Below are 19199 nucleotides of genomic sequence, written 5' to 3'. Positions count from 1 at the left end.
CCTGAAAGGAGCCGACTCCGTGAGCGAGCCGGACGCCCCCCTGCCCCTGCTGGACTACGCCATCATCAGCGAACCGTTCCCGCTGTACGCGACGACCGGTACCGACGACCCTGCCACGGCCCTGTACATCGTGGTCTCGAACGGCGGCGGCGAGACCGTCTACTGCCGGGAGATCGTCTTCTACCTGCCGAAGGGCGATCTCGCCCAGAGCCTGGTCAATGCCCCCGCGGGCGACGGCCGGGCCAAGGGCTGGGACGTGGTACGCCTCCAGCCCGGCACGCAGACCGCCCTGCCGTCGGGTGACTACGCCCGGTTCCAGGCCACGCCCAAGGGCGACGACAAGAAGAAGACGGGCGTACCGGTCGACGCCTCCGGCCTCGTCATCACCCTGGAGAACCTGAAGATCAGCACCCTTCCCGGCACGGCCCGCATCGAGATCCGCGAGTTCGCCACCACGAACGCGGACCAGTGGCCGGAAAACCCGCGCTTCACCAAGCTGGCCCTCACGAAGTTCCCGGCGCCGAAGATCCCGGCCATGGCAGTCTCCGACTTCACGGCGGACAAGCTGGAGGTGACGGCCGGCACCTCGGTCCGCCTCACGTGGAACGGCCCGTCGACGCTCGACTACACGGTCTCGCACGGCGGCAGTGCGCACCCGGTCGGTAAGCAGCACGAGTACAGCACGACGATCGACCGCGACACGACGTTCCAGCTCTCGTACGTCACCGGCGAGACCACGCACTACCTCACGACCGCGGTCACAGTGACGAACCCGAAGCTGACGGGGCTGACGGTGGACGGCAACGTGGCGGTGGACGGCAACCTCACAGTCGCCAACGGCTCCACCGCTGTCGAGGGACTGACGGTGAGCAAGGACCTGACCGCGAACGGAAACGTCACCGCCGTCACCGCCGTCACCGACGGGAAGATCTTCCGTGTCCGAGAGCTGCGAGGACCATACGGAGAGAACCTCAACATCAACAGCACCATCAGCGTGCTGAAGGACAACTCCGTCAACATCGCGGGCGATATGACGGTGAACGGAAACGTCACCGCCGTCACCAGTGGGATGGTCTTCCGCATCCGGGACCTGCGCGGACCGTACGGGGAGAACCTCGGCATCGACAGCACCGTCGAGGTCAAGTCCGGCAATGACATCACCCGCGCAGGCGCCAGCGTCATCACCGATGGCGACAGCATCGGCCTCCAGAACAACCAGAAGTCCGGCTGGCTCTATGCGCCCGTCATGGATTACGACGGCGACCGCGGCTACGTGTTCAGGTGGAAGCCGGGCAACCGCGTGGGTGGGGACAGCTGGAAGGTGGCACGCGATTAGCGGTCCCCTGCTGGAGGCGGGAACTCAACAACTCAGCCGGGCCGGAATGTTCCGCATAGTAGCCGTCGTGTTCCGGCAGAACGCATAACCCTCCCCCGGAGGAGATGACCGCCCGGAGCCCGCCCCGTGCCGCCATCCTCCTGCCGGCACGGGGCCATCGACGAAATGGTGTGGCCTGCGGCTTTGCCGTGACCCGTGCGCGTGGTCCCGTGATGGACTCAAGAGGTTCCCGGCGTTCCAGAGCTGAGGAGTGAGGGCCGTTCGGCCGAGGCGCCGGGCGACTCAGAGTGTGCAGCGGGCCCCGTCACCGGGTGTTTTCAGGCGGATGAGGTAGTCGGCGAGGGCGTCGTTGATGCAGGAGTTGCGGGCGAGGGCCGCGCCGTACTGGCTTCCCTCGACGGTCAGCAGGCTGCCACCGAGAGTCTTGGCGAGGCTGATGCCGCCCTCGTGCGGCTTCACCGGGTCCGCACCATGCTTGGCTGCTCGCCAGCTGGCCACACGCCGACTGCGGCGCCGATAATGGCGGCGTAGAGAGCCGCCTTCCCCTCGTCCATGATCCGTATCGACTGCGAGGGATGGGCGTGGCCCCGTTCGAAGAATCGGGTGGGGCTTTTCGTGGACGCTCGCCGCTTGAAGTGCCGCTGGCCGGCGAAGCATGACGATCTTCGTCCTCGCCGACGTGTATCTGCGCACCACTGTGGCATTTTCGCCACAGGACCGGCGCCTTTCTGCCATGCAACTCGGGGTCGTGAAGCCCCCATCTGGGAAGAGTGGTCCAGAGTTGGGAACGAACTTTGCTCACTGGGAACAAGGTTCAGGAATCTGCAAGATCGGGCCTGGCTGGCAATCCACAACTCGCCGTAACGCGGGGGTTGCTGTCCCCGATCGGTACTATCAGTCGCAACGCAAAGAAAGCCCGGACCCGACCCGGTTCCTAGGCCATCGGTCGAGATGGGCTTCCTATGCGATGCACCACCTGTCAGGACCGCGAAGACCCGAGATTTGGAGGCCACCTATGGAAGATGACGTTACCACTCCGCCGGTGAACGAGCCGAGCAAGCGTACCCGCCGCCACCGGCTACTACGTCAACGAACGGCTGAACCGGTTGTTCAGCGGCAGCGGCCGCTGTGGCAGGAGCCGCTGCGTGGCGCCCTGTATGCCGCTGGCGGTAGCGCGATCACCGTGCTTACTGCCTGGATCCAGCACTGGCATTGACACCCGCCGGTCTGCGGCCCCGCGCCAGGTCATGGCGCTGGCCGCAGTTGCGTCACGGGCGGACCCGGCACGGGACAGAGCACCCTCGCCGACGCCGTCGCCGCGCGGGGCACTGACGCCCCATACAGAGGAGCCCCGCCCGATTGGGCGGGGCTTCGTCGTGCTGGCTTCAGTCGTCCGCGGGGTCGTCGACGTGCTTGAGCTCCTGCGCGCTTTAACGAGGCCGGGCCCGCTGAGGGTGGCGGCGGCCCGGCTCTCCTCGGGAAGCGGGAAGGGTCCGGCCGGGCCCTGCCCTGAGGGCCTGCGCGGCCCGGCACCTCGCGCGCCGACGACGGCGGCACTAGAGAGGTGGGCGCCCCGTGCGACCGCAGCCACACGAGGCTGCCCGGGCGCTTCAGTTGAGTTGTGCCTCAGCGGAAAGCGGCGAGGTTGCGGGCGACCCAGCCGTTGAAGGGGCGCGGGGCACGGCCGAGGACTCTTTCCACGTCCGGGCTGATCCGCAGTTCGGCCGGGTTTGGGGCGGCGGTGATGTCCAGGGTGTCGTCGGCGAGTTCCGCCGGCACGAACTGGGTCATCGCGGCCTTGGCCTCGTCGCGGGTGAGTTCGTGGAACCGCACCGGCGAGCCGAGCGCGGCGGCAATGGCCTCTGCCTGCTGACGCGGCGTGATCACCGCTGGCCCGGTCAACTCGTACACCCCGCCGGTGTGCCGGTCGTCCAGCAGGCAGGCCGCCGCGACCTCGGCGATGTCCGCCGGGTCGACGACCGGCACCCCGACGTCGCCGAAGGGGGCCGCGACCGCCCCTTGCGTGCGGACGGACTCCGCCCAGGCCAAGGCGTTGGAGGCGAAGCCGCCCGGCCGCAGGACGGCCCAGTCCAGGCCGGACTCCCGCAACGCGTCCTCCAGCGCGCGCATCGCGACCCGCGACGGGCCGAGCGGCCTGGTAGCCACGCCCTGCGAAGACAGCAGGACGATCCGGCGGACCCCACTGGCCTGGGCCAGGCCGATGATGTCGGCCGGCCTGGCTCCGGGGGCGTGCAGGTCGCCGGACAGCAGGAGGAACAGCGCCTTCGCCCCGTCCAACGCGGGCGTGAGGCCCGCCGGCTCGGCCAAGTCGGCCGCCACGTGCCGGACGTCGTCCGGCACCGCCGCCGCGTGCCGCGACACCGCTGTCACCTGCTCGCCCGCCTCGGTCAGGGCCTGCGTCAAAGGCCGGCCCACGTTCCCGGTAGCCCCGGTCACCACGATCATGTTCAGCTCCTAGTCCGTTGTGCACTACGGCAGTTGACGGTAGGAGTCGGGCTTACTTTTCGTAAGAGCATACCCAGAGGTAAGCTCCGGACATGAAGGAAGGCGCGCAGCTGACGCAGGTCGAGGCGGTCCATCGGTATGAGGTGTTTCACACCGACTGCCCCGCCCGGGACGTGGTCGACCACGTGACCAGCAGGTGGGGCATCTGGGTGCTGATCTCCTTGCGGAGCAACGACCTTCGGTTCTACGAGCTGCGCGACAGCATCCAGGGCATCAGCGAGAAGATGCTCGCTCAGACCCTGCGCGCGCTGGTCAAGGACGGCCTGGTCTGGCGGGAGGTCGAGCCGACGACGCCGCCCCAAGTCACCTACGGGCTGACTGAGTTCGGTCAGGAGGTCGGCGAGCCGCTGACGGACTTGTTCAACCGGATCACACAGCGGCTACCGCCTCGCAGCCCGGGATAGTGCGGTAGTGGTCGGCCTCGAAGGCGAATCCAGCGTGACCTAAGGGCTGTCCCGTAAATGATCTTAAGACATGCTGCTTGACCAGCCTGTTTCCGTCACCGGCGAGGGTGAGGTTGTGCAGGCGGGCGATGCCGAGCTCAGCACGCAGGGCAGGGAGGGCGCATGGGGCTGGTTCTTTTCCCGGGCGATGGAGACACGAGCAGTCCTGATGTCTCCTGGTCCTACAGCGGCTTTGCTGCGTTCCGGCGGTGCCTGGCTCAGGCCAAGGGTTTCACGCTCTCCGAGATGTGGGGCTTCGGCGGCGAACGGCCGTGGAGCGAGGTGTCCACTGCGCTGGAGCCACTCCTCGAGCATCCGGACGACGGCGGTGACGCCCTCTCGCCCGCCGACTGCGCGGCGATTTTGCCCCGCCTGGAGACCATCACCGATCAGTCGGCACAGGATGGCGACGACATGCTTCACCAGCACATCGAGGACGGTCGCAAGCCGGCGACCGTCCTGCGGCTCTGCATCGAGAAGCACGTACCGCTGGGCTTCGCCTGAACGAACCCCACTTACGGGACAGCCCTTACGCCACCCGACTCACTGGACCGGCGGGCAATATCCGGTGTTCTCGCCGATGGTGTTGATCTCGGCGTTGGACCGGGTGTCGCCCGCGTAGTTGATCTGGTCTGTGCACTTCGTCCCGGACTTCGCGGGGGTGCCCTTTGGCGCGTCGTCGGCCGAGTTCCGGGCGGTCTTGGCCTCGGGGGAGGGGGACTGGGTGGCCTGAGTGGAGGCGGTGGATGAGGAGGCGTCGGTGCCTCCGCCCTGGCAGGCGGTGAGCCCGAATGCGGCGACAGTGATCACCGTGGCGGCAGCGGCCTTGCGGGCGAGGCGGAGGGTGGTGTGCGACATGGTCTTCCCGTTCTCTCCAAGTAGCGTTTCGGGTTCGGAAACAAGACTGCCGTCCGCCGCTGATGATCTATCGCCGTCCGGCTAACGACCCGCTAACGTCCGAGGCGACCGTCGCTGCCCCGAGGGTCCCGGCTCCTCCACGGGATCGTGCTGTGGCCGTAGTCCTGTGCGGCGTCGACCGGCGCACGTACGGTGTGGCACGGCTCAGCCGATACGGTCGGCGAGGTCGATTGGGGCATCTCGGTGGACTCCACCATCGTGCGGGCCCACCAGCACGCAGCCGGCGCCCGCACCGAACCGCCGCCTGTGCCAAAGGGGGCGGCGGAAGAACACGCCCTGGCAGAGCCTGTCCGCCCGACTGGCGGAGGTGGAACGGGAGGTGAGGACCTGGGCCACTCGCGCGGCCTGTTCACCAGCAAGCTCCACCTGAGCGCGGACGGCAGGTGTCCCTTCACCGAGTGGCGAGGCAAGGGTCAAGCGTAGCTATCCACAGCAGGCAGACTGATCGGTTTCCGCAGCTTCCCGACTACGGCCGACGGCTACCAGCAACTACTGGACTGGGTCCGCTTACACGACATGATCGATCGGGCGGGAGTTGAGTGCACCGGGTCTTACGGAGCCGCCTTGAGCCGGGTCGTGCGGAGCAACGGCCTGGCGGTGATCGAGGTGAACCAGCCGGACAAGGCCACCCGACGTCGACGAGGCAAGACTGACACCATCGACGCCGAAGTGGCAGCTCATGCCGCGCTGTCCGGCAGAGCCACGGCAACAGCAAAGCACGCAGACGGCCGGCCGAAGCACTCCGCCTCTTCAAGATGGCCAAGGTCTCCGCGGCCAAAGCCCGCACTCAGGCCATCAACCAGAGGCTGCGGGCTGCGGGCTGCGGGCTGCGGGCTGCGGGCTGCGGGCTGCGGGCTGCGGGCTGCGGGCTGCGGGCTGCGGGCTGCGGGCTGCGGGCTGCGGGCTGCGGGCTGCGGGGGCAACGAGTGTTGCTCAGGGCTGTCCTCCTGGCGGCCAGCCCCGACCTACGAGAACCTCTCGACGGGCTGACCATTTTCCAAACTCGTCCGGGCTCGCCTGGCTCTGCCAAGGGCTACGGCCGACACGGCCACCGCGGCGCCGTCTTCACCCTGCGTCTCCTGGCCATCCGCGTGGAAGAGCTCGACGAGGAGATCGAAGCTCAGAAGCAGCAGATCATCGATGTGCTCAAGCGGCACACGCCTGAACTGCTCGAGTGCTACGGCGTCGGTCCGGGCACCGCAGCGGCTCTCCTCGTCGCCACCGGTGACAGCCCTGAGCGACTCCGCAGCGAGGCTTCGTTCGCGTCACTCTGGACTGGCTGATCTTGCCGGCCTTGACCTGCGCGCGGTCCTTGGCGGTGTCGTCCAGGTGGCGCTCGTTCTGGGAGAGCTGGACGGAGGACTGCGGGGCCGGGCCGTCGTCGTCGGCGAAGGCGGTCGCCGCCACGGTTGAGCCGACGGTACTGCCGACTCCCGGGGAGCCGACGGTACTGCCGACTCCCGAGGAGCGCTCGACGGGGCTGACCCCGCACAGCGGGACGAAGGACGCCTCGCCGCCCCAGGCGCTCCGGGGTATGCCCCATTGTGATCAGCAGGGTGACGGCCGTGTCCGGCCCGGTGTCCACCGAGGCGAACAGCTGTGGGGCGTGGCGTTCCACGAGCCGGGCCAGGCGGCGTTCCAGGGCCTGGATCTGGTCGGTGAGCTGCTGGATTCGGTGGGCCAGCAGGCACAGGGGGATGCGGGTGGCCTGCGCAGCGACCGCCTCTTCGTCGCCCCGGCGTGGGCGTTGAGGCCCAGCAGCTGTGCGGCTCGCGTTGAATGCCTGCCACCGTCGGGCACTTCTGCCGCAACTCACCATGTGCTTATGGTGCCTTGAGACCGCAGAGCGCGGTCGAAGGGAGATCCTCATGCCTACGCAGACCAGCCGCGCATCGCACAACCTTCCTCGCTTCGAAGACGCAGAACCGCTCGGCCCACAGGACGCGGAGTTCGCCGGGGACATCAAGGCCGTACTGGAGAAGCACGGCAACCTGGACCGGTTCGGCCTGGTCCTGTTACACGACCACTTCTCGGTCGACAGCGACGAAGTGGCCGTCGAGACGAACGACCCGCAGGCCCGCACACTCCACGTCGAGGTGGAGAAGAGGGGAGAGACCAGGCACGCCCGGCCATCGCAGTGGCGGTTCGTCGCGGACTCCGAGGAGACGCCCACCACACAGGGCGACAGCGCCCCCTACGAGGTGCTGATGCTGTGCCTGACACTTGCCTGCGAGGACCGCTGAGGTCGGACGACCCCGGCGACAGCCCGCACACATGGAGAGGGCTGTACGAGCTCCCACGGGTACAGCCCTCTCTGCGCTTCACCCCACCTCGCTCGGACCATGGCGTACAAGGCCGTAAGGCGACGATGACGCCAGGCAGACACCGGCCTCCTTGCGGAGCCCTCGAAGACGCGTCCCGACGTGTCGGCACTCAGGCACGGCGAGTAGCACGTGACGCCAGGGGCCTTCGCCATCCTGCTTTGGACGGTCGGCAGCGGGGGCCCGCAGGTAGGCGGGGCCTGTCGTGCCAAGAAGGCCGCAACTCCCAGGAAGCGGTCCGGTTGAGGGCAGCGCGATCACTGCCGGAGACCTGGTGGAAATCTCTGCACCCCGACCCTGGAAGCCATCGCAGCCACACCCACCGAGCGGGTCGCGGTGCGGCGGCAGTGGATCGACCGCGCACTCCCCCAGCACGCAGGCGTCCCCGCCCCGGCCGAGATCGAATGGGCCACCGCCCACGGCAACTGCCATGCAGAATTGGATCCGTCGCGGCCACACGTCATCTTTCAGCCCAGGCAAAGGTAATACGGTGAAATCCTCAGAACGAATCATCAATGAAATGGCTCAAGGACTCCTTTCCTTGGAGGAGGGCGTGAAATGGTTCACCTCGCTAGAGGAGGCCGATAAAAAAGAAGTGCTCCGTGAAATCGGCCGCTACGCCATGCAGGCTCACATCACAACGCAGGACGGTCGGGAAGGCGTAGCCAAGTCCGGCGTGAAGCCCACGATGACCCCTGCGGTGCTGATCGTCCGGGAACCAATCCTCGATCGGATGGCAACGATCATCAATCTTCCAGCAGCTGAGCATGCGAAGGCTTTTCGCGTCCTCATTTCCACTTTCTCCGTGGCAGATACGCGCCGCAGGGAAACAGAGTGCCGGGGAGCCTGCACTCACGAATGGCATAATCTGGAGTAGGCCGAGCACCTCGACGATCCGCTGTTGGAGCACCCTTCACCGCCAGTCCCCAGGGCGATCGACGCGCCATCTCCCACATCCCCATCCTGCTCCCTCCCGACGACCGTGCCCTGACCGGACGGGAGTGGGCTGAGTCGGCCACCGCCTCGCCCGCGCCGCCAGCATCGAACTCCTCGGCGACGAGCACGGCTGCCGCTGGGGCGCCGTCCAGGCTTCACCTCTTTACCTCTTTCTGGGGCCCTGGCCCCCGCCATGGCTTCCAGCCCCGCCACGGGCCCTGTGGAGCGGGCCTGTCCGGTAGTCCGCTACAGGCGCGGGGTGCGCGCCTCGATCCGGTGGTCGAAGGCGGCACCGCCGACGCCGACCGTGGTCACCCCGCCGTCGACGGTGAGGACGGCCCCGTTGACGTAGGACGCGGCGGGCGACAGTAGCCAGTCGATTGCCTCGGCGACCTCCTCCGGATCACCCGGCCGCCCGGCGGGAGTCAGCCGGTTCGCCTCCTCGTATGCCGCCTCGGCACCGCCCGCCAGCCCCGCCTCCGCCGCGAACCGCGCCATCCGCTGGTCGGCCATCTCCGTACGCACCCAGCCCGGGCACACCGCGTTGGCCCGCAGCCCCTGCGACCCGTAGTCGACGGCGAAGGAACGGCAGAGGTGGAGCAGACCCGCCTTGGACGTCGCATAGGCGGCGTTGCCGACGCTGTTGCGGAGCGCGGCGACCGAGGCGACCGCGACCACCGCGCCGCGGGCCGCCAGCAGATGCGGCAGCGCGGCGCGCAGCAGCAGGAACGGGCCGGTGAGGTTGGTCCGTATCAGCTCTTCCCAGTCCTCGACCGCGGTGTCGCCGATCGCGCCGCCCCGCCCGATTCCGGCGTTGAGCACCACACCATCGAGTCTCCCGTAGGTCGTCACCGTCGTCTCGACGAGCTCGCGCACGGCCTCGGGGTCGGCGGCGTCGGAAGGGTGGGCCAGCGCTCCGGTCTCCTCGGCCACGCGGCGCAGTGGCTCGGGCCGCCGCCCGGAGATCACGACCTGGTGCCCGGCGGTGCGCAGCAGCCGGGCGGTGGCGGCCCCGATTCCCGTTCCCCCGCCCGTCACCAGGACAACACGCTGTTCCGACATGGTCGTTCGCCTCCGAAGGTGGTCGGCTTCCGGTTCCCCGCACCGCGAGCATACGAAGCGCCGGCACCGCCGGGCCGGCCGGGTGCCTGTGCCGTCGGCACCGCAGCTGGGTGCGGGCGAGGAACGACCGCGGGCCAAGGGCAACGGCGAGCAAAGCGGCGATTTGGTGCAGCCGAGCCCCGGCGAGGAGACCAGCCGCGTGGCATGCCTTTGATCATGAGGAGCATGGCTCACCCGAGCAACCTTCACCTGCTGGCGCGAGCGCACCAGAGCCGGGTCGGTTTCGCCGACGGGCACGCTGAGTCTCCGCCCCAGCACCAGCTGGACTCCCCGTTTTTCGAGTGGGCCCAGTTCGATTGGGCCCAGTTCGATTGGGCCCAAGCTCGTTTCCCCGCCCCTATGGGGTGGGGGTGAAGTACGCCGACTTTCAAGAAGGTCGTCGGGGAAGCTGGGGACGATGACGTCGTTAGTGCAGAAGCTGAGAAGGAACGCAGTGAAGGGGCCATCGAAGATGAACCAATCCTCACTGTCCAAGTCATTCACAGTGCCCTTCCAGCGGTCAGGGTTCTCGGGAGGCTCCACGAGCCAGAGGATGTCGTCGCCGTTGCTCGTGACAGCGACGGGCTGGAGCTGACGCGGCGGGCAGGGCGGTTCGACCCACTCACTCATCTTCCCTACCGCGCCTGAGTGCACTTGGCGTCACCTTCATGATGTCGAGAGCTTCGTGGGCGGCGTTGGACTTGAGGGCGCTCCCCCCCGCGAGCTGCCCGCCGCCAATCCGGCCGCCTACGTCGCCCAGCTCGTCACCGCCGCCCGCGCCCGCTACACCTTCCACGCCGCCGTCCCCGCCGACGCCGCCACCGTCCGCGCCCGCACCTACCCCCTCCCCAGCCGCGTACTGCCCCACGGCGACCACACCAGCACCCTCGACCTCGCCGCCGCCAACCCCCACCACATCGCCCAACAGCTCCTGGGCATCGACCTCGACCCTGATCCCGAGGGCCTTGTCCAGGAAACGCCCGAACTCGCGCCACGCCTGGAGCAGTTGGGCCGCCGCCTGCTGCTGCGCCGCCCGTGCGCTGACCGCATCCTCGGCATCTGCCGAAGCCGGGGCGAGCAGGTCGCACGGGCCGGGCGGCGCCGACGCTGCAGATCAGTAACAGATGCCTACGGCCGCGGGCGGGCAGCTCGGATCACTTGGGCGCAAGCTCCGCGGTGACCTCTATGGCCACCTGCAACCCTTCGTCGAGGACGTCGTCGTCGAGGGTTTTTTCCGCCGGCAGCACCCAGCCCCTCTGCTCCTTGCCGCGGAACACCAGGGGCTGTGCGCTGAGGTGGGCAAGAGCGTCGTCCATGCCGTCCGGCCCGATGCGCACCATCAGCCCTTCGTCGTCCACGTTGGCCAGCGCGTTCCCATTGAGCAGCAAGGTGAGCCCGCCGAACATCTTCTTCGCGACCACCCCCTCGGGCTCGAGCCGCTCCCGCACCCCCTCCGCCAGCGCCTCTTCGTAAGCCATGACTCCACGCTGGCCACGAACCCTTTGCTGCGCGCACGGCACGGCTTTGGCCAAGCCCCGCTTCCCATGGCCTGGCCCGTTGCCGGAGCAAGATCCGCAGCGGGGCGCCAGCTCAATGCTGACCCGCCACCAACTCAAGCACTCATCGGATACCGGTGGCACGGCGTGGTGCACCTAAGCGGTACCCGTGATCTCAACCTTGATAGGGACGGAGTTGTTGGCTGGGTCTGTGTCCCCGTTGAACGGCTCGGGCACCGAGATCCGTCCCTCGGCGCCGTCGACCCGACGGTCGATCCGCACCCGCAGGACGTTCCAGTTGACGTTGGTGCAGTAGATGTTCCCGTCCTTGTCATCCCGCGAGCAGTAGTCCACTTCGGATGGCTTCGATTCCCGCACCTCCTGTGTGAGCTTGGCCAGCGTGGTGCCCGGTGGGAGTTCGATACGCATCCGTGTCGGGCCCGGCCCCGGTGTGCCCTGGGGCTGCGGAACGTCCACCTCGACCTCTTCACCGATCCTGCCGCGGATCGTGACACCGCTGACGGACCAGTCCGCCGGCCCCTCCAACGCCTTCCAGCGGAAGCGCAGCTCACCGCCGCGCTCACCGCCGCGCTTGCCGGCGCTGAGGGTCGTTGGCTTCAGGCCGAGCGCGTCACCCGTGCCCCGGTGGTAGTGCGTCTTGTAGTCCGGGGTGTGCGGTGGAGGACTGTCCAACGGCCACACGGCGTATGTGTATGCCGCTTCGAGCTCGTGGTAGTGGGTGTTGATGCGCTCCGCGATCGGCTCGGTCGTCTCGAACGCGGCTCCCACGGGCACGGCGCCCCGGAACTCGCAGAACGCCGTGCGGTAGTCGTCCGAGTAGTAACAGTTGCGGTGTGACGGGGCGGTGTCGTCAATCTGCGCGTTGGTGACCGACACCCGCAGGACGACGCCGCGGGAGGCCGATTCGGGCCCGGTGTTCTTGAACGCGGGCGTCAGGAGCGGCACTGGCGCATCGTATGCACCCACGACTACCTGCGGTTCATGGGAACGGAGCGCGAACGACGCCTTCGGTCCGGATCCGGGCCCCGAGGCACCGGGTCCGAGCAGCGCGACCCCCGCGGCCGCCGCCGCGACTGCGGTGATCGCCACTCCTAACCTGCCCTTACGGAATCCCACTGTCGTCCGTCCCTTCGCCTGGTCACTCGTGCCAGGCTCGACGTTGGCACACCAAGGACGTGTAAACCATGCAGGTCAGGCAATTGACGCCCGGTCCGATGCCGGGTCGTTCGGCAAATGAGATCAAGCGTTATGGGTGACCGTCGTCGGACCCGCCCGATGACCACCACGGAAGTGAACTGGGTCACTCAGCCTTCGCTGACACTGCAACCTTCGTTGTCACAGGACACAGGCGGGCGTGCGGAGCGATAGTTCGCCTCTCCCCTATCGCTCTTCCGACCTGCGCATCTGCCGATCGTGTCAGCGCCCCAGGGCCCAAGCCCGTCCGCATCCGCTGGCCCCAAGAACCGCTCCCCCGAGGAGGCAGAGGAACCGACAGAACGCGGCTCTGGAGGTGACGCAATGGCTGCGGGATCACAGCGAGCCTGACCCACGAGACCGGTGATGGCCGCGTGAAAGCTGGGATATCTACTGCGTCGCACTTCTTGCCTACCTCTTCAGGTCGTTGCTCCGCTTGCCTAACCGTAGTAGTTCCTCCGCCGTTCGTTCTCCTCCAACGCACGCCGTTGCTCATCAGCGGTTATGGCAGAAGCCCAATAGACACGTCCAAGTACATCCTTTACATATGGGCGAATATCCGAGGCATTCACCCCCGCGTCTAGCGAGTCCATGACAGTAAGCACCTCACCAGGATTCAGCGTGCGAGTCCTTGGACGTACGACCCACTCGCCCACGCGCGGGGTATCTCGTGCCTGCTCGTCGTCCTCGCGCGACCAAGGCAGAAGGGTCGAGATGCCGATGGGGAACCACTGCCGTCGGATCCGCCCGACTGAGCCCCATTCGCTGGCCAGGGCAACTTCAGCGATAGCGATGGGTCGCTTCCCTGCGTTGGTCACACGGATGACAAGTGAAGGTCGTTCGCGTGACTGGTAACTCAACTCCCTTATGTCGGCACTTACTCGAATGCTTGCCCGATCCATACGGATGGTGGCCACTGCAACGACGGTGCCGACCGTACCCGTGACCGCACCCCAGATCGCAAGGAGATCACTTACCTGCAAGATGACTCACCACCAGCAACCGTCCTGAGAGGTCGATAAGGCGTTAGCGCCACACCCTCACGGTGCCCAGGCCCGCCGCCTCGTACGCGGAGCCGACCGGTGACCTACCCAGCCGACAGCGAGGGGCGCCGGCGTCTGGAGGGCACTGGCAAACCCGCAGGGCTCACGTGCCGGGGTGTCGTTAAGACTCCGCGTCATGACCGGCCAAGGACGCAGAACTCGTGGCCCTCCGGGTCGGCCAGGCACCTCCACGAGACGTCCCCCTGGCCGAGGTCGAGGTCTGTGGCGCCGAGCGCCCGCAGCCGGGTCACCTCCGCCTCTTGATCGTCACCGGGGTACGGCAGCAGGTCGATATGAACGCGGTCTGGCACGGTCTTCACGCCGGGCATGCGGAGGAAATCGAGATAGGGGCCGACACCCTTGGCGGAGCGCAGCACCGCATGATCGTCAGTCACCTCGTGCAGGGTCCAGTCCATCGCCTCGCCCCAGAACCGGGCCATGGCCCGCGGATCCTCGCAGTCCACCACCACCCGGGCGATCGGCCCGGTGTCCCGGTAGATCTCCCGAGGCTCCAGCACGCAGAACTCGTTGCCCTCAAGGTCGGCGAGGACCGTCCACGGCACTTCGCCCTGGCCCACGTCGACGGGCGTCGCGCCGAGACCCTTGAGGCGCGCAACCAACTCCGCCTGATGGTCCGCAGAGGTGGTGGCAAGATCGACGTGCACACGGTTCTTTATCGTTGTCTTGGGTTCCGGGACGGTAACGACGTCGATGCAGACGGCGACCGGGTCCGGCCAAACGAAGCCGCCGCCGGGTTCAACATTGGTCACGCCGGGCCCCTCGCTGGAAACACCCCAGCCGAGCGCCTTCGCCCAGAACCGGCCGACCGCCGAGTCATCAAGAGCCTTTATGTTCACCTGAACAGGTCGCAGTGCCATGCTGGCGATCCTATGCACCCGCTCTGCAACGACGCAGGTGCCTCGAAAGATCAACTCGCCCCACCAACCGCAATGCTCGGCTCGCCCACGAGTGCGCGCAGCCCCGCCAGGTGAACTGCTCACTCGCCAGACGAAGCGCTGAGTCAGACCGCGCTGAGTGCGGGGCGGCCCTATGGGAGCGACGCGCGACCGCCCAGGCATGTGTACGCCCGTCGAGCCGGTCCGTGCCGAGGTGTACCGCAGTACGGCATCGAAGGGCGGGCTGTTCGTCACCTGCGATGAACACGCTGACAACTCGTCCGCGCCGAGTGCCCGGCGCTTTCTCACGGCCGGCCGCGAGCCTGGGCGGCGGCCTGGGGGGCCTTCCCTTCCGTCGACGCGCCGGCCGTGCTCAGCCGCCCGCCGCTGCTTTCGAGGTGGGCGCGCACGAACCATCGGAACAGCTCCAGTGGAGTGCGCGAAGCTGATCGATGAGCATGTCCTGGGTGACAGGGCCGGGTTCATCGGTCGCCTTCATCGCCGCGCGGTAGTCCTCGATGACCGACGTGTACACGAGGTCGAGGGCGCCCGGGTGCTCGAGCGCCCGGGCGCGGCCGATCGAGTAGCCGTCCCATGTGCGGTCGGAGGCGAGCGCGCCGGGAGTGCCCTGCGGTTCGCCGCCCAGAGTGGAGATGCGCTCTGCGAGGTCGTCGGTCATCGACCGGACCTGCTCAACCTGTGGGTCGAGCATCTCGTGCACAGCAAATGAAGTGCGGTCCACCACGTTCCAGTGGAGGTGCCTGAGGCTGAACGCCAGGTCGTTCAGTGAGTGCAGGCGCCTCTGCAGCAGTTCGATGACCGCGCCGCTGTCCTGCGTCGTCATTCCCGGAACGGTGTAGTCGGGGCCTTGGGCGTCACGGTCGCTCCTTGCTCGGTGGTTGCCTCCGACCAAGCAACCGTCGAAGTCGGGGTGCTGCCTGGTCAGAAGGAGCGGCCCCTGCTCCGAACGGGCCCTGGGCGTCGGGGCGCCCCGCCGCCGGACCGTGAGGATGCACTAACGCGGCGCCGCACGTTCACCGGAGTGCGCGGCGTGCCCGCGGTAGTCGTGGCGCGGCGTGGGGTGCGTGCCGTACAGGGCGGTCAGGACGCTTTCGCGCGGCTTCGTCCGCCGCCCGGTGACAGCGCCGTGATCAGTTCCTCGCGGCTCATCGAGGAACGGCCGCGGATACCGGCTTCGGTGGCGCGCTCGTAGAGTTCGGCCTTCGTCAGCCGGTCCAGACGGGCGGACTGCTTTCCCCCGGAGGACTTCTTCGGCGCCCGGGGCTTGTTCGGCGCCCGGGACTTGTTCGAGGCTTCGGGCTTGTTCGAGGCTTCGGACTTCTTCGTCCCGCGGGATTTCTGTGTGCCGGTCGCTTTCTTCGCCCGGGTGCCGGTGCTCTTCTTCCCCTGCGCCCTCTTCACGCTGGAGCGCAGGACGTCCATCAGATCCACCACATTGGTGGACTCGGGCGGTTCCGCGGCCTTCTCGACCGTCTCGCCCTTCTGCTTGGCCTCGATGAGCCGCCGGACGTGTTCCTGGTAGGTGTCGTGGTACTCCTCCGGTTCCCAGTCCGTGCTGAGCGCCTCGATGAGCTCTACGGCGGTCTTCAGCTCGCGGTCGGTGACCTTGGGCTTCTCCGGGAGGTTCGCCACCTCGTCGTACGGGTCGCGGATCTCGTCGGCCCAGTGCAAGGTGTGCAGCACCAGGAGATCGGCCTCCGCCTTCACCGCGACCAGGTATTCGCGGTTGCGCAGAACGAGCGTGGCGATGCCGGCCTTGCGGGACATGGTGAGCGCCCTGTGAAGCAGTCCGTAGACCTTTGCGTACTCCTTGCCTCGCGGGCCCAGGTAGTAGGTCTTGTCGAAGAAGATCGGCTCCACCGCGTCGAGGTCCACGAAACCACTGATCTCCAGCGCCTTGGACCGCCCCGGAGCGATGTCGTCCAACTCCTCGGGCTCGACCACCACATACGTGTCACCGGCGTCGAGCCCCTTGACGATGTCCTCGGCGGCCACCTCTTCGCCCGTACGCTCGTTGACCCGCCTGTTGCGGATCCTGTCGGACGTGCCCCGCTCGATCTGGTGGAAATGGACCGTGTGGCTCTCCGTCGCCGAGTACATCTGCACCGGAAGGCTCACCAGCCCGAAGGACAGAGACCCGCTCCACACCGGACGAGCCATGGTGTGCACCACCTCCATCACCATGGCACGCCCGGCCCGCCGAGATCGCATCCGCTCCCGCTCGGCCGGCCGATGCCGCGGGGCCGCTCAGGTGACGAAGCCGGCCGCCCGGAAGGCGGTCGGAGCAACGACGGGCCCGGTACGCAGCCCAGATGGCCAACCTGGCACCCACTGGCTGGTCCCGGCCCCGAGGGCCGCTCCAAAGGCCTCCCCAGACCCTTCTGGGCCCTGCGAAACACATATAGGACTCCGTGAGGGCGCTGGCGCCCAGGGGTGCATCTTTCCGTCCGTCGCTCCGGCGGCTTTGGCGGCGAAGATGCGGGCAGCTGCCGAGGGCAAGGCACGGACGGTGATCTGCCGTAGTTGGCCGTCGTCAGAGCTGCCCCTGGCGGCGGCGAACTGCGGCACATCCGCGCCTTCCTCCGCACACTCCCCCACGTGCGGTGTGACCGCTTTCCAGCCACCGAGGCCCGTAGGCATGAGGATCACGGCAGCCCGGCACGTGTCGTAGGCCCGAAGTCGGTGGGGTTGATGGCGCGGCGCTTGGTCGTCACGAGTCCGGCATCGGCGAGTTCTCGCAGGCCCTGCCGCGGGGCTGTCCTCGCTCAGGTCATACCTGTTCTGTGCTTGCTTCCTTGGGGCTGAACCACAAGGCAGTGTTGTCGTCTGCCGGGCCGCGGTGACACAGGAGCACGAGGTGGCCGTGATTCGCCATCCACCGGAAGCCCGTCCGTATCTGAAGGTGGTGGTGGGCGGCCCCGCAATTGCAGCGGCCCCCGCAATTGCTTACACCCGATGTCAGCCACGGTGTTCGGTGCCCCTTGGGAGTGCCACGCTCACCCGTGCGCTTTGATCTGAGTGCATCTATGGGCACGGCTGCTGACACTTGACGCATGGCTATTTCCCGTGAAGAGCGGTCGGTTCCCACCACGCTGCTCTCGAAGGACGGGCAGGTAGTCGGCGACGTCACCGCGTACCACGTGGACCAGACAGATCTCCCGGTCTTCGCCCAGGTCAAGGTGAGTCCGGGGCGCGCCCAGATCATCGTGCCCGTCCTGGAGGGAGAAGTCGACGGCGACAAGCTGACTGTCCCGTACTCGTATGACCAAATTCAAGACGCCCCCCAGGCCACCCTCGGGCTTCTGTCTGCAAGCTCGCTGCGCGACACGATCGAGCATTACCGCTTGGCCGAGGTGGAGCCCGGCGCACCCCAGCCGGAGCCGCCCGAGGAGAAGCCCAGCGCACTCCGGCCGGAGCCGCCCGAGGAGGGCCCCCTTTACGTCCCTCGCAGGCCTCCGCCCATTATCATCCCCGCCTTTGTGCACGTGAACAGGCCCGCGGAGGGTTAGAACAAGCATGCCGGATCCGACTCAGGACTTCAGCGGCGTGTGGAACGCCAATGACAAGATCCGCAGCGCGGCGAAATGGCTCCTTGCCAGCTCCGCGGCTGTGGGCGCCGCACTGATGGCGGGAAGCCAACTGTCCAACATCGGGAAGCTTGCCCCGTCCGAAGGCCGATTCTGGTGGGCCATCTCAGGCTCCGTGGTGGGACTGGTGGCGGTGATCGTCGCCATCTGGCTGGCCACCCGGATCCTGCTCCCGATCACCGTCACTGTCGATCAGATGGTGCGCCAGTGGGAGCACCCGAAGCAGGACCTGGCACCCGCGGTCCGCTTCTTCAAGAACGACACGAGCTATCTTGAAGATTACGGCTCCACGCCCCAGGGCCTAAAAGACCAACAGAAACAGACCGAAGACAGACTCACTGCTGCAGGGCAGCGGCGCGACCAACCCGCTATCGATGCCGGTTTGGTCGATCGGGCGAATCTCGCCGCTGCAGTCCTCCAATTCGAGCAGCTTGCCCAGTACAAGGTCCTGGAGGGCAGGTTCCGACGCACCCTCCGTTGGCTGATCCTCGTCACAGCAATGGCTGCGGCTGGGATTGTCGTCTTCGCCTGGGCCTCGAACCCCCCGGCCACGCCGCCGCCGGTCGCCGTTCTCACGAACGCCACACTCGTGCACGCCAACCTCCGGGACGCTGATCTGGACAACGCGGTCCTCGACCACGCCAACCTCACCGGCGCCGATCTGACCGGAGCCGACCTCAGGCATGCCTCACTCGTCGGTGTGACCTGGCACGACACCACCTGTCCGGACGGTACGAACAGCGACAGGGCCGGCGGCACCTGCGCTGGCCACCTCACTGCGGAGACTGCCGGACGTCCTTGACGCACACGATGCCGTCGCTGTCCGCCAGGTGGGCGGGGTCGAGCGGGGCGTAAGGGCTGTCCCGTAATCCCTGGCGGGCGCACGACGACAGCTACGGCACCTCGCCGCGTTGTCGGAACATCCGGATACACCCAGTATCCGGACGTCCCTCCGCCTTGCGATGCACCGCATCTGACGCCGTGCGCTGATCCACCAGGGATTACGGGACAGCCCTTAGCCGAACTAGGGGATGCACGGGCCGCGGGCCGCCGAGGTCGGGCCGCCGAGGTCGGTGGCGGGGTGGGCGATGCTGACTGGGCCGCCTAGCTGGAAACCTCCGCCGGCGCGGATGAGATTTCGGTCGCCAGCCACAGGCCACCAACAAATATCACCCCAGGGGGCTCGAAGATCCACTTGATCGGCCGCCTGTAGGGAACACCCTGGCCCCCTCAGTGCGGCGTCAACTCCCGCAAAGTCGCGAGTAGTTCCTGACCGTCCGGGACACCCAGCCCCGTGCAGGCGTTCCAGCCGCGGCCGGCCCGGAAGGCACCGTTGCTGCCCTCGATGATCTCGCGGAAG

Annotated in this window: 17 protein-coding genes and 3 pseudogenes; 11 read left to right on the top strand and 9 right to left on the bottom strand. The window is 67.5% G+C overall.

Going from position 1 to position 19199, the window contains the following annotated elements:
• The first annotated feature begins 19 nt into the window (after positions 1 to 19).
• A complete protein-coding gene (locus K7C20_RS37065; protein WP_030083908.1) occupies positions 20 to 1336 on the top strand; it encodes a hypothetical protein in 1317 nt (438 codons plus the stop codon).
• Positions 1337 to 1618: 282 nt separating this feature from the next.
• Here the strand turns inward: K7C20_RS37065 and K7C20_RS37060 are convergent, their stop codons facing one another.
• The gene (locus K7C20_RS37060) at positions 1619 to 1795 is read right to left on the bottom strand and encodes an alpha/beta hydrolase (RefSeq protein WP_160328743.1); all 177 of its coding nucleotides are present in this window, start codon (positions 1793 to 1795) and stop codon (positions 1619 to 1621) included.
• A 1167-nt stretch (positions 1796 to 2962) separates the two neighbouring features.
• Positions 2963 to 3802: an SDR family oxidoreductase gene (locus tag K7C20_RS37055; RefSeq protein ID WP_030083910.1), complete on the bottom strand. Its 840-nt coding sequence runs from the start codon at positions 3800 to 3802 to the stop codon at positions 2963 to 2965.
• Between the two features lie 92 nt (positions 3803 to 3894).
• Here K7C20_RS37055 and K7C20_RS37050 point away from each other — a divergent pair, with 92 nt between their 5' ends.
• A complete protein-coding gene (locus K7C20_RS37050; RefSeq protein WP_030083911.1) occupies positions 3895 to 4266 on the top strand; it encodes a winged helix-turn-helix transcriptional regulator in 372 nt (123 codons plus the stop codon).
• A 162-nt stretch (positions 4267 to 4428) separates the two neighbouring features.
• Positions 4429 to 4809, top strand: coding sequence for a hypothetical protein (locus tag K7C20_RS37045; RefSeq protein ID WP_030083913.1), 381 nt, complete (start codon positions 4429 to 4431; stop codon positions 4807 to 4809).
• Positions 4810 to 4848: 39 nt separating this feature from the next.
• Here K7C20_RS37045 and K7C20_RS37040 read toward each other — a convergent pair whose 3' ends face one another.
• Complete coding sequence (locus K7C20_RS37040) at positions 4849 to 5163, bottom strand: hypothetical protein (protein WP_030083915.1); 315 nt, start codon at positions 5161 to 5163, stop codon at positions 4849 to 4851.
• A gap of 243 nt (positions 5164 to 5406) precedes the next feature.
• Between K7C20_RS37040 and K7C20_RS38830 the strand changes: the two are divergent.
• The 5 genes and pseudogenes from K7C20_RS38830 to K7C20_RS37025 form a co-directional block, all read left to right on the top strand.
• Positions 5407 to 5604, top strand: a pseudogene (locus K7C20_RS38830) (hypothetical protein); the annotation flags it as partial.
• A gap of 60 nt (positions 5605 to 5664) precedes the next feature.
• A pseudogene (locus K7C20_RS38825) lies at positions 5665 to 5868 on the top strand (IS110 family transposase); the annotation flags it as partial.
• 110 nt (positions 5869 to 5978) lie between these two features.
• Positions 5979 to 6506: a hypothetical protein gene (locus K7C20_RS38820; protein ID WP_246655323.1), complete on the top strand. Its 528-nt coding sequence runs from the start codon at positions 5979 to 5981 to the stop codon at positions 6504 to 6506.
• Between the two features lie 585 nt (positions 6507 to 7091).
• A complete protein-coding gene (locus K7C20_RS37030) occupies positions 7092 to 7466 on the top strand; it encodes a hypothetical protein (protein ID WP_030084138.1) in 375 nt (124 codons plus the stop codon).
• Positions 7467 to 7974: 508 nt separating this feature from the next.
• Complete coding sequence (locus tag K7C20_RS37025) at positions 7975 to 8421, top strand: DUF5958 family protein (RefSeq protein ID WP_150127294.1); 447 nt, start codon at positions 7975 to 7977, stop codon at positions 8419 to 8421.
• Positions 8422 to 8726: 305 nt separating this feature from the next.
• On the opposite strand, the gene K7C20_RS37020 is transcribed toward K7C20_RS37025, so the two are convergent.
• Positions 8727 to 9542 carry an SDR family NAD(P)-dependent oxidoreductase gene (locus K7C20_RS37020; protein WP_053209649.1) on the bottom strand — a complete coding sequence of 272 codons (816 nt, stop codon included), beginning with the start codon at positions 9540 to 9542 and terminating at the stop codon, positions 8727 to 8729.
• 724 nt (positions 9543 to 10266) lie between these two features.
• Between K7C20_RS37020 and K7C20_RS37015 the strand changes: the two genes are divergently transcribed.
• Positions 10267 to 10761 carry a hypothetical protein gene (locus tag K7C20_RS37015; RefSeq protein ID WP_030084149.1) on the top strand — a complete coding sequence of 165 codons (495 nt, stop codon included), beginning with the start codon at positions 10267 to 10269 and terminating at the stop codon, positions 10759 to 10761.
• On the opposite strand, the gene K7C20_RS37010 is transcribed toward K7C20_RS37015, so the two are convergent.
• The 5 genes and pseudogenes from K7C20_RS37010 to ku all read right to left on the bottom strand — a co-directional run bounded on the left by K7C20_RS37010 (position 10736) and on the right by ku (position 16412).
• Entirely contained in the window at positions 10736 to 11059 is a 324-nt protein-coding gene (locus K7C20_RS37010) for a TfoX/Sxy family protein (protein WP_030084151.1), read from the bottom strand. The genes K7C20_RS37015 and K7C20_RS37010 overlap by 26 nt on opposite strands.
• A gap of 174 nt (positions 11060 to 11233) precedes the next feature.
• Positions 11234 to 12043, bottom strand: coding sequence for a hypothetical protein (locus tag K7C20_RS37005; protein WP_150127293.1), 810 nt, complete (start codon positions 12041 to 12043; stop codon positions 11234 to 11236).
• 1426 nt (positions 12044 to 13469) lie between these two features.
• A complete protein-coding gene (locus tag K7C20_RS37000; protein ID WP_030084155.1) occupies positions 13470 to 14213 on the bottom strand; it encodes a VOC family protein in 744 nt (247 codons plus the stop codon).
• 323 nt (positions 14214 to 14536) lie between these two features.
• Positions 14537 to 15075 (bottom strand): annotated as a pseudogene (locus K7C20_RS36995) (Dps family protein).
• Between the two features lie 257 nt (positions 15076 to 15332).
• Positions 15333 to 16412 carry a non-homologous end joining protein Ku gene (gene ku, locus K7C20_RS36990; protein ID WP_030084157.1) on the bottom strand — a complete coding sequence of 360 codons (1080 nt, stop codon included), beginning with the start codon at positions 16410 to 16412 and terminating at the stop codon, positions 15333 to 15335.
• An 893-nt stretch (positions 16413 to 17305) separates the two neighbouring features.
• On the opposite strand from ku, the gene K7C20_RS36985 reads away from it, so the two are divergent.
• Both K7C20_RS36985 and K7C20_RS36980 read left to right on the top strand, forming a co-directional pair.
• Entirely contained in the window at positions 17306 to 17761 is a 456-nt protein-coding gene (locus K7C20_RS36985) for a hypothetical protein (protein ID WP_030084159.1), read from the top strand.
• A gap of 7 nt (positions 17762 to 17768) precedes the next feature.
• Entirely contained in the window at positions 17769 to 18641 is an 873-nt protein-coding gene (locus tag K7C20_RS36980) for a pentapeptide repeat-containing protein (RefSeq protein WP_030084161.1), read from the top strand.
• Positions 18642 to 19199 lie beyond the last annotated feature (558 nt).

It is taken from the genome of Streptomyces decoyicus (assembly GCF_019880305.1).
In the GTDB taxonomy this organism is placed as follows: Bacteria; Actinomycetota; Actinomycetes; order Streptomycetales; family Streptomycetaceae; genus Streptomyces; species Streptomyces decoyicus.
The sequence above is the reverse complement of the archived record's forward strand: the minus strand, read 5'-3'. Positions and strand labels throughout refer to the sequence as shown.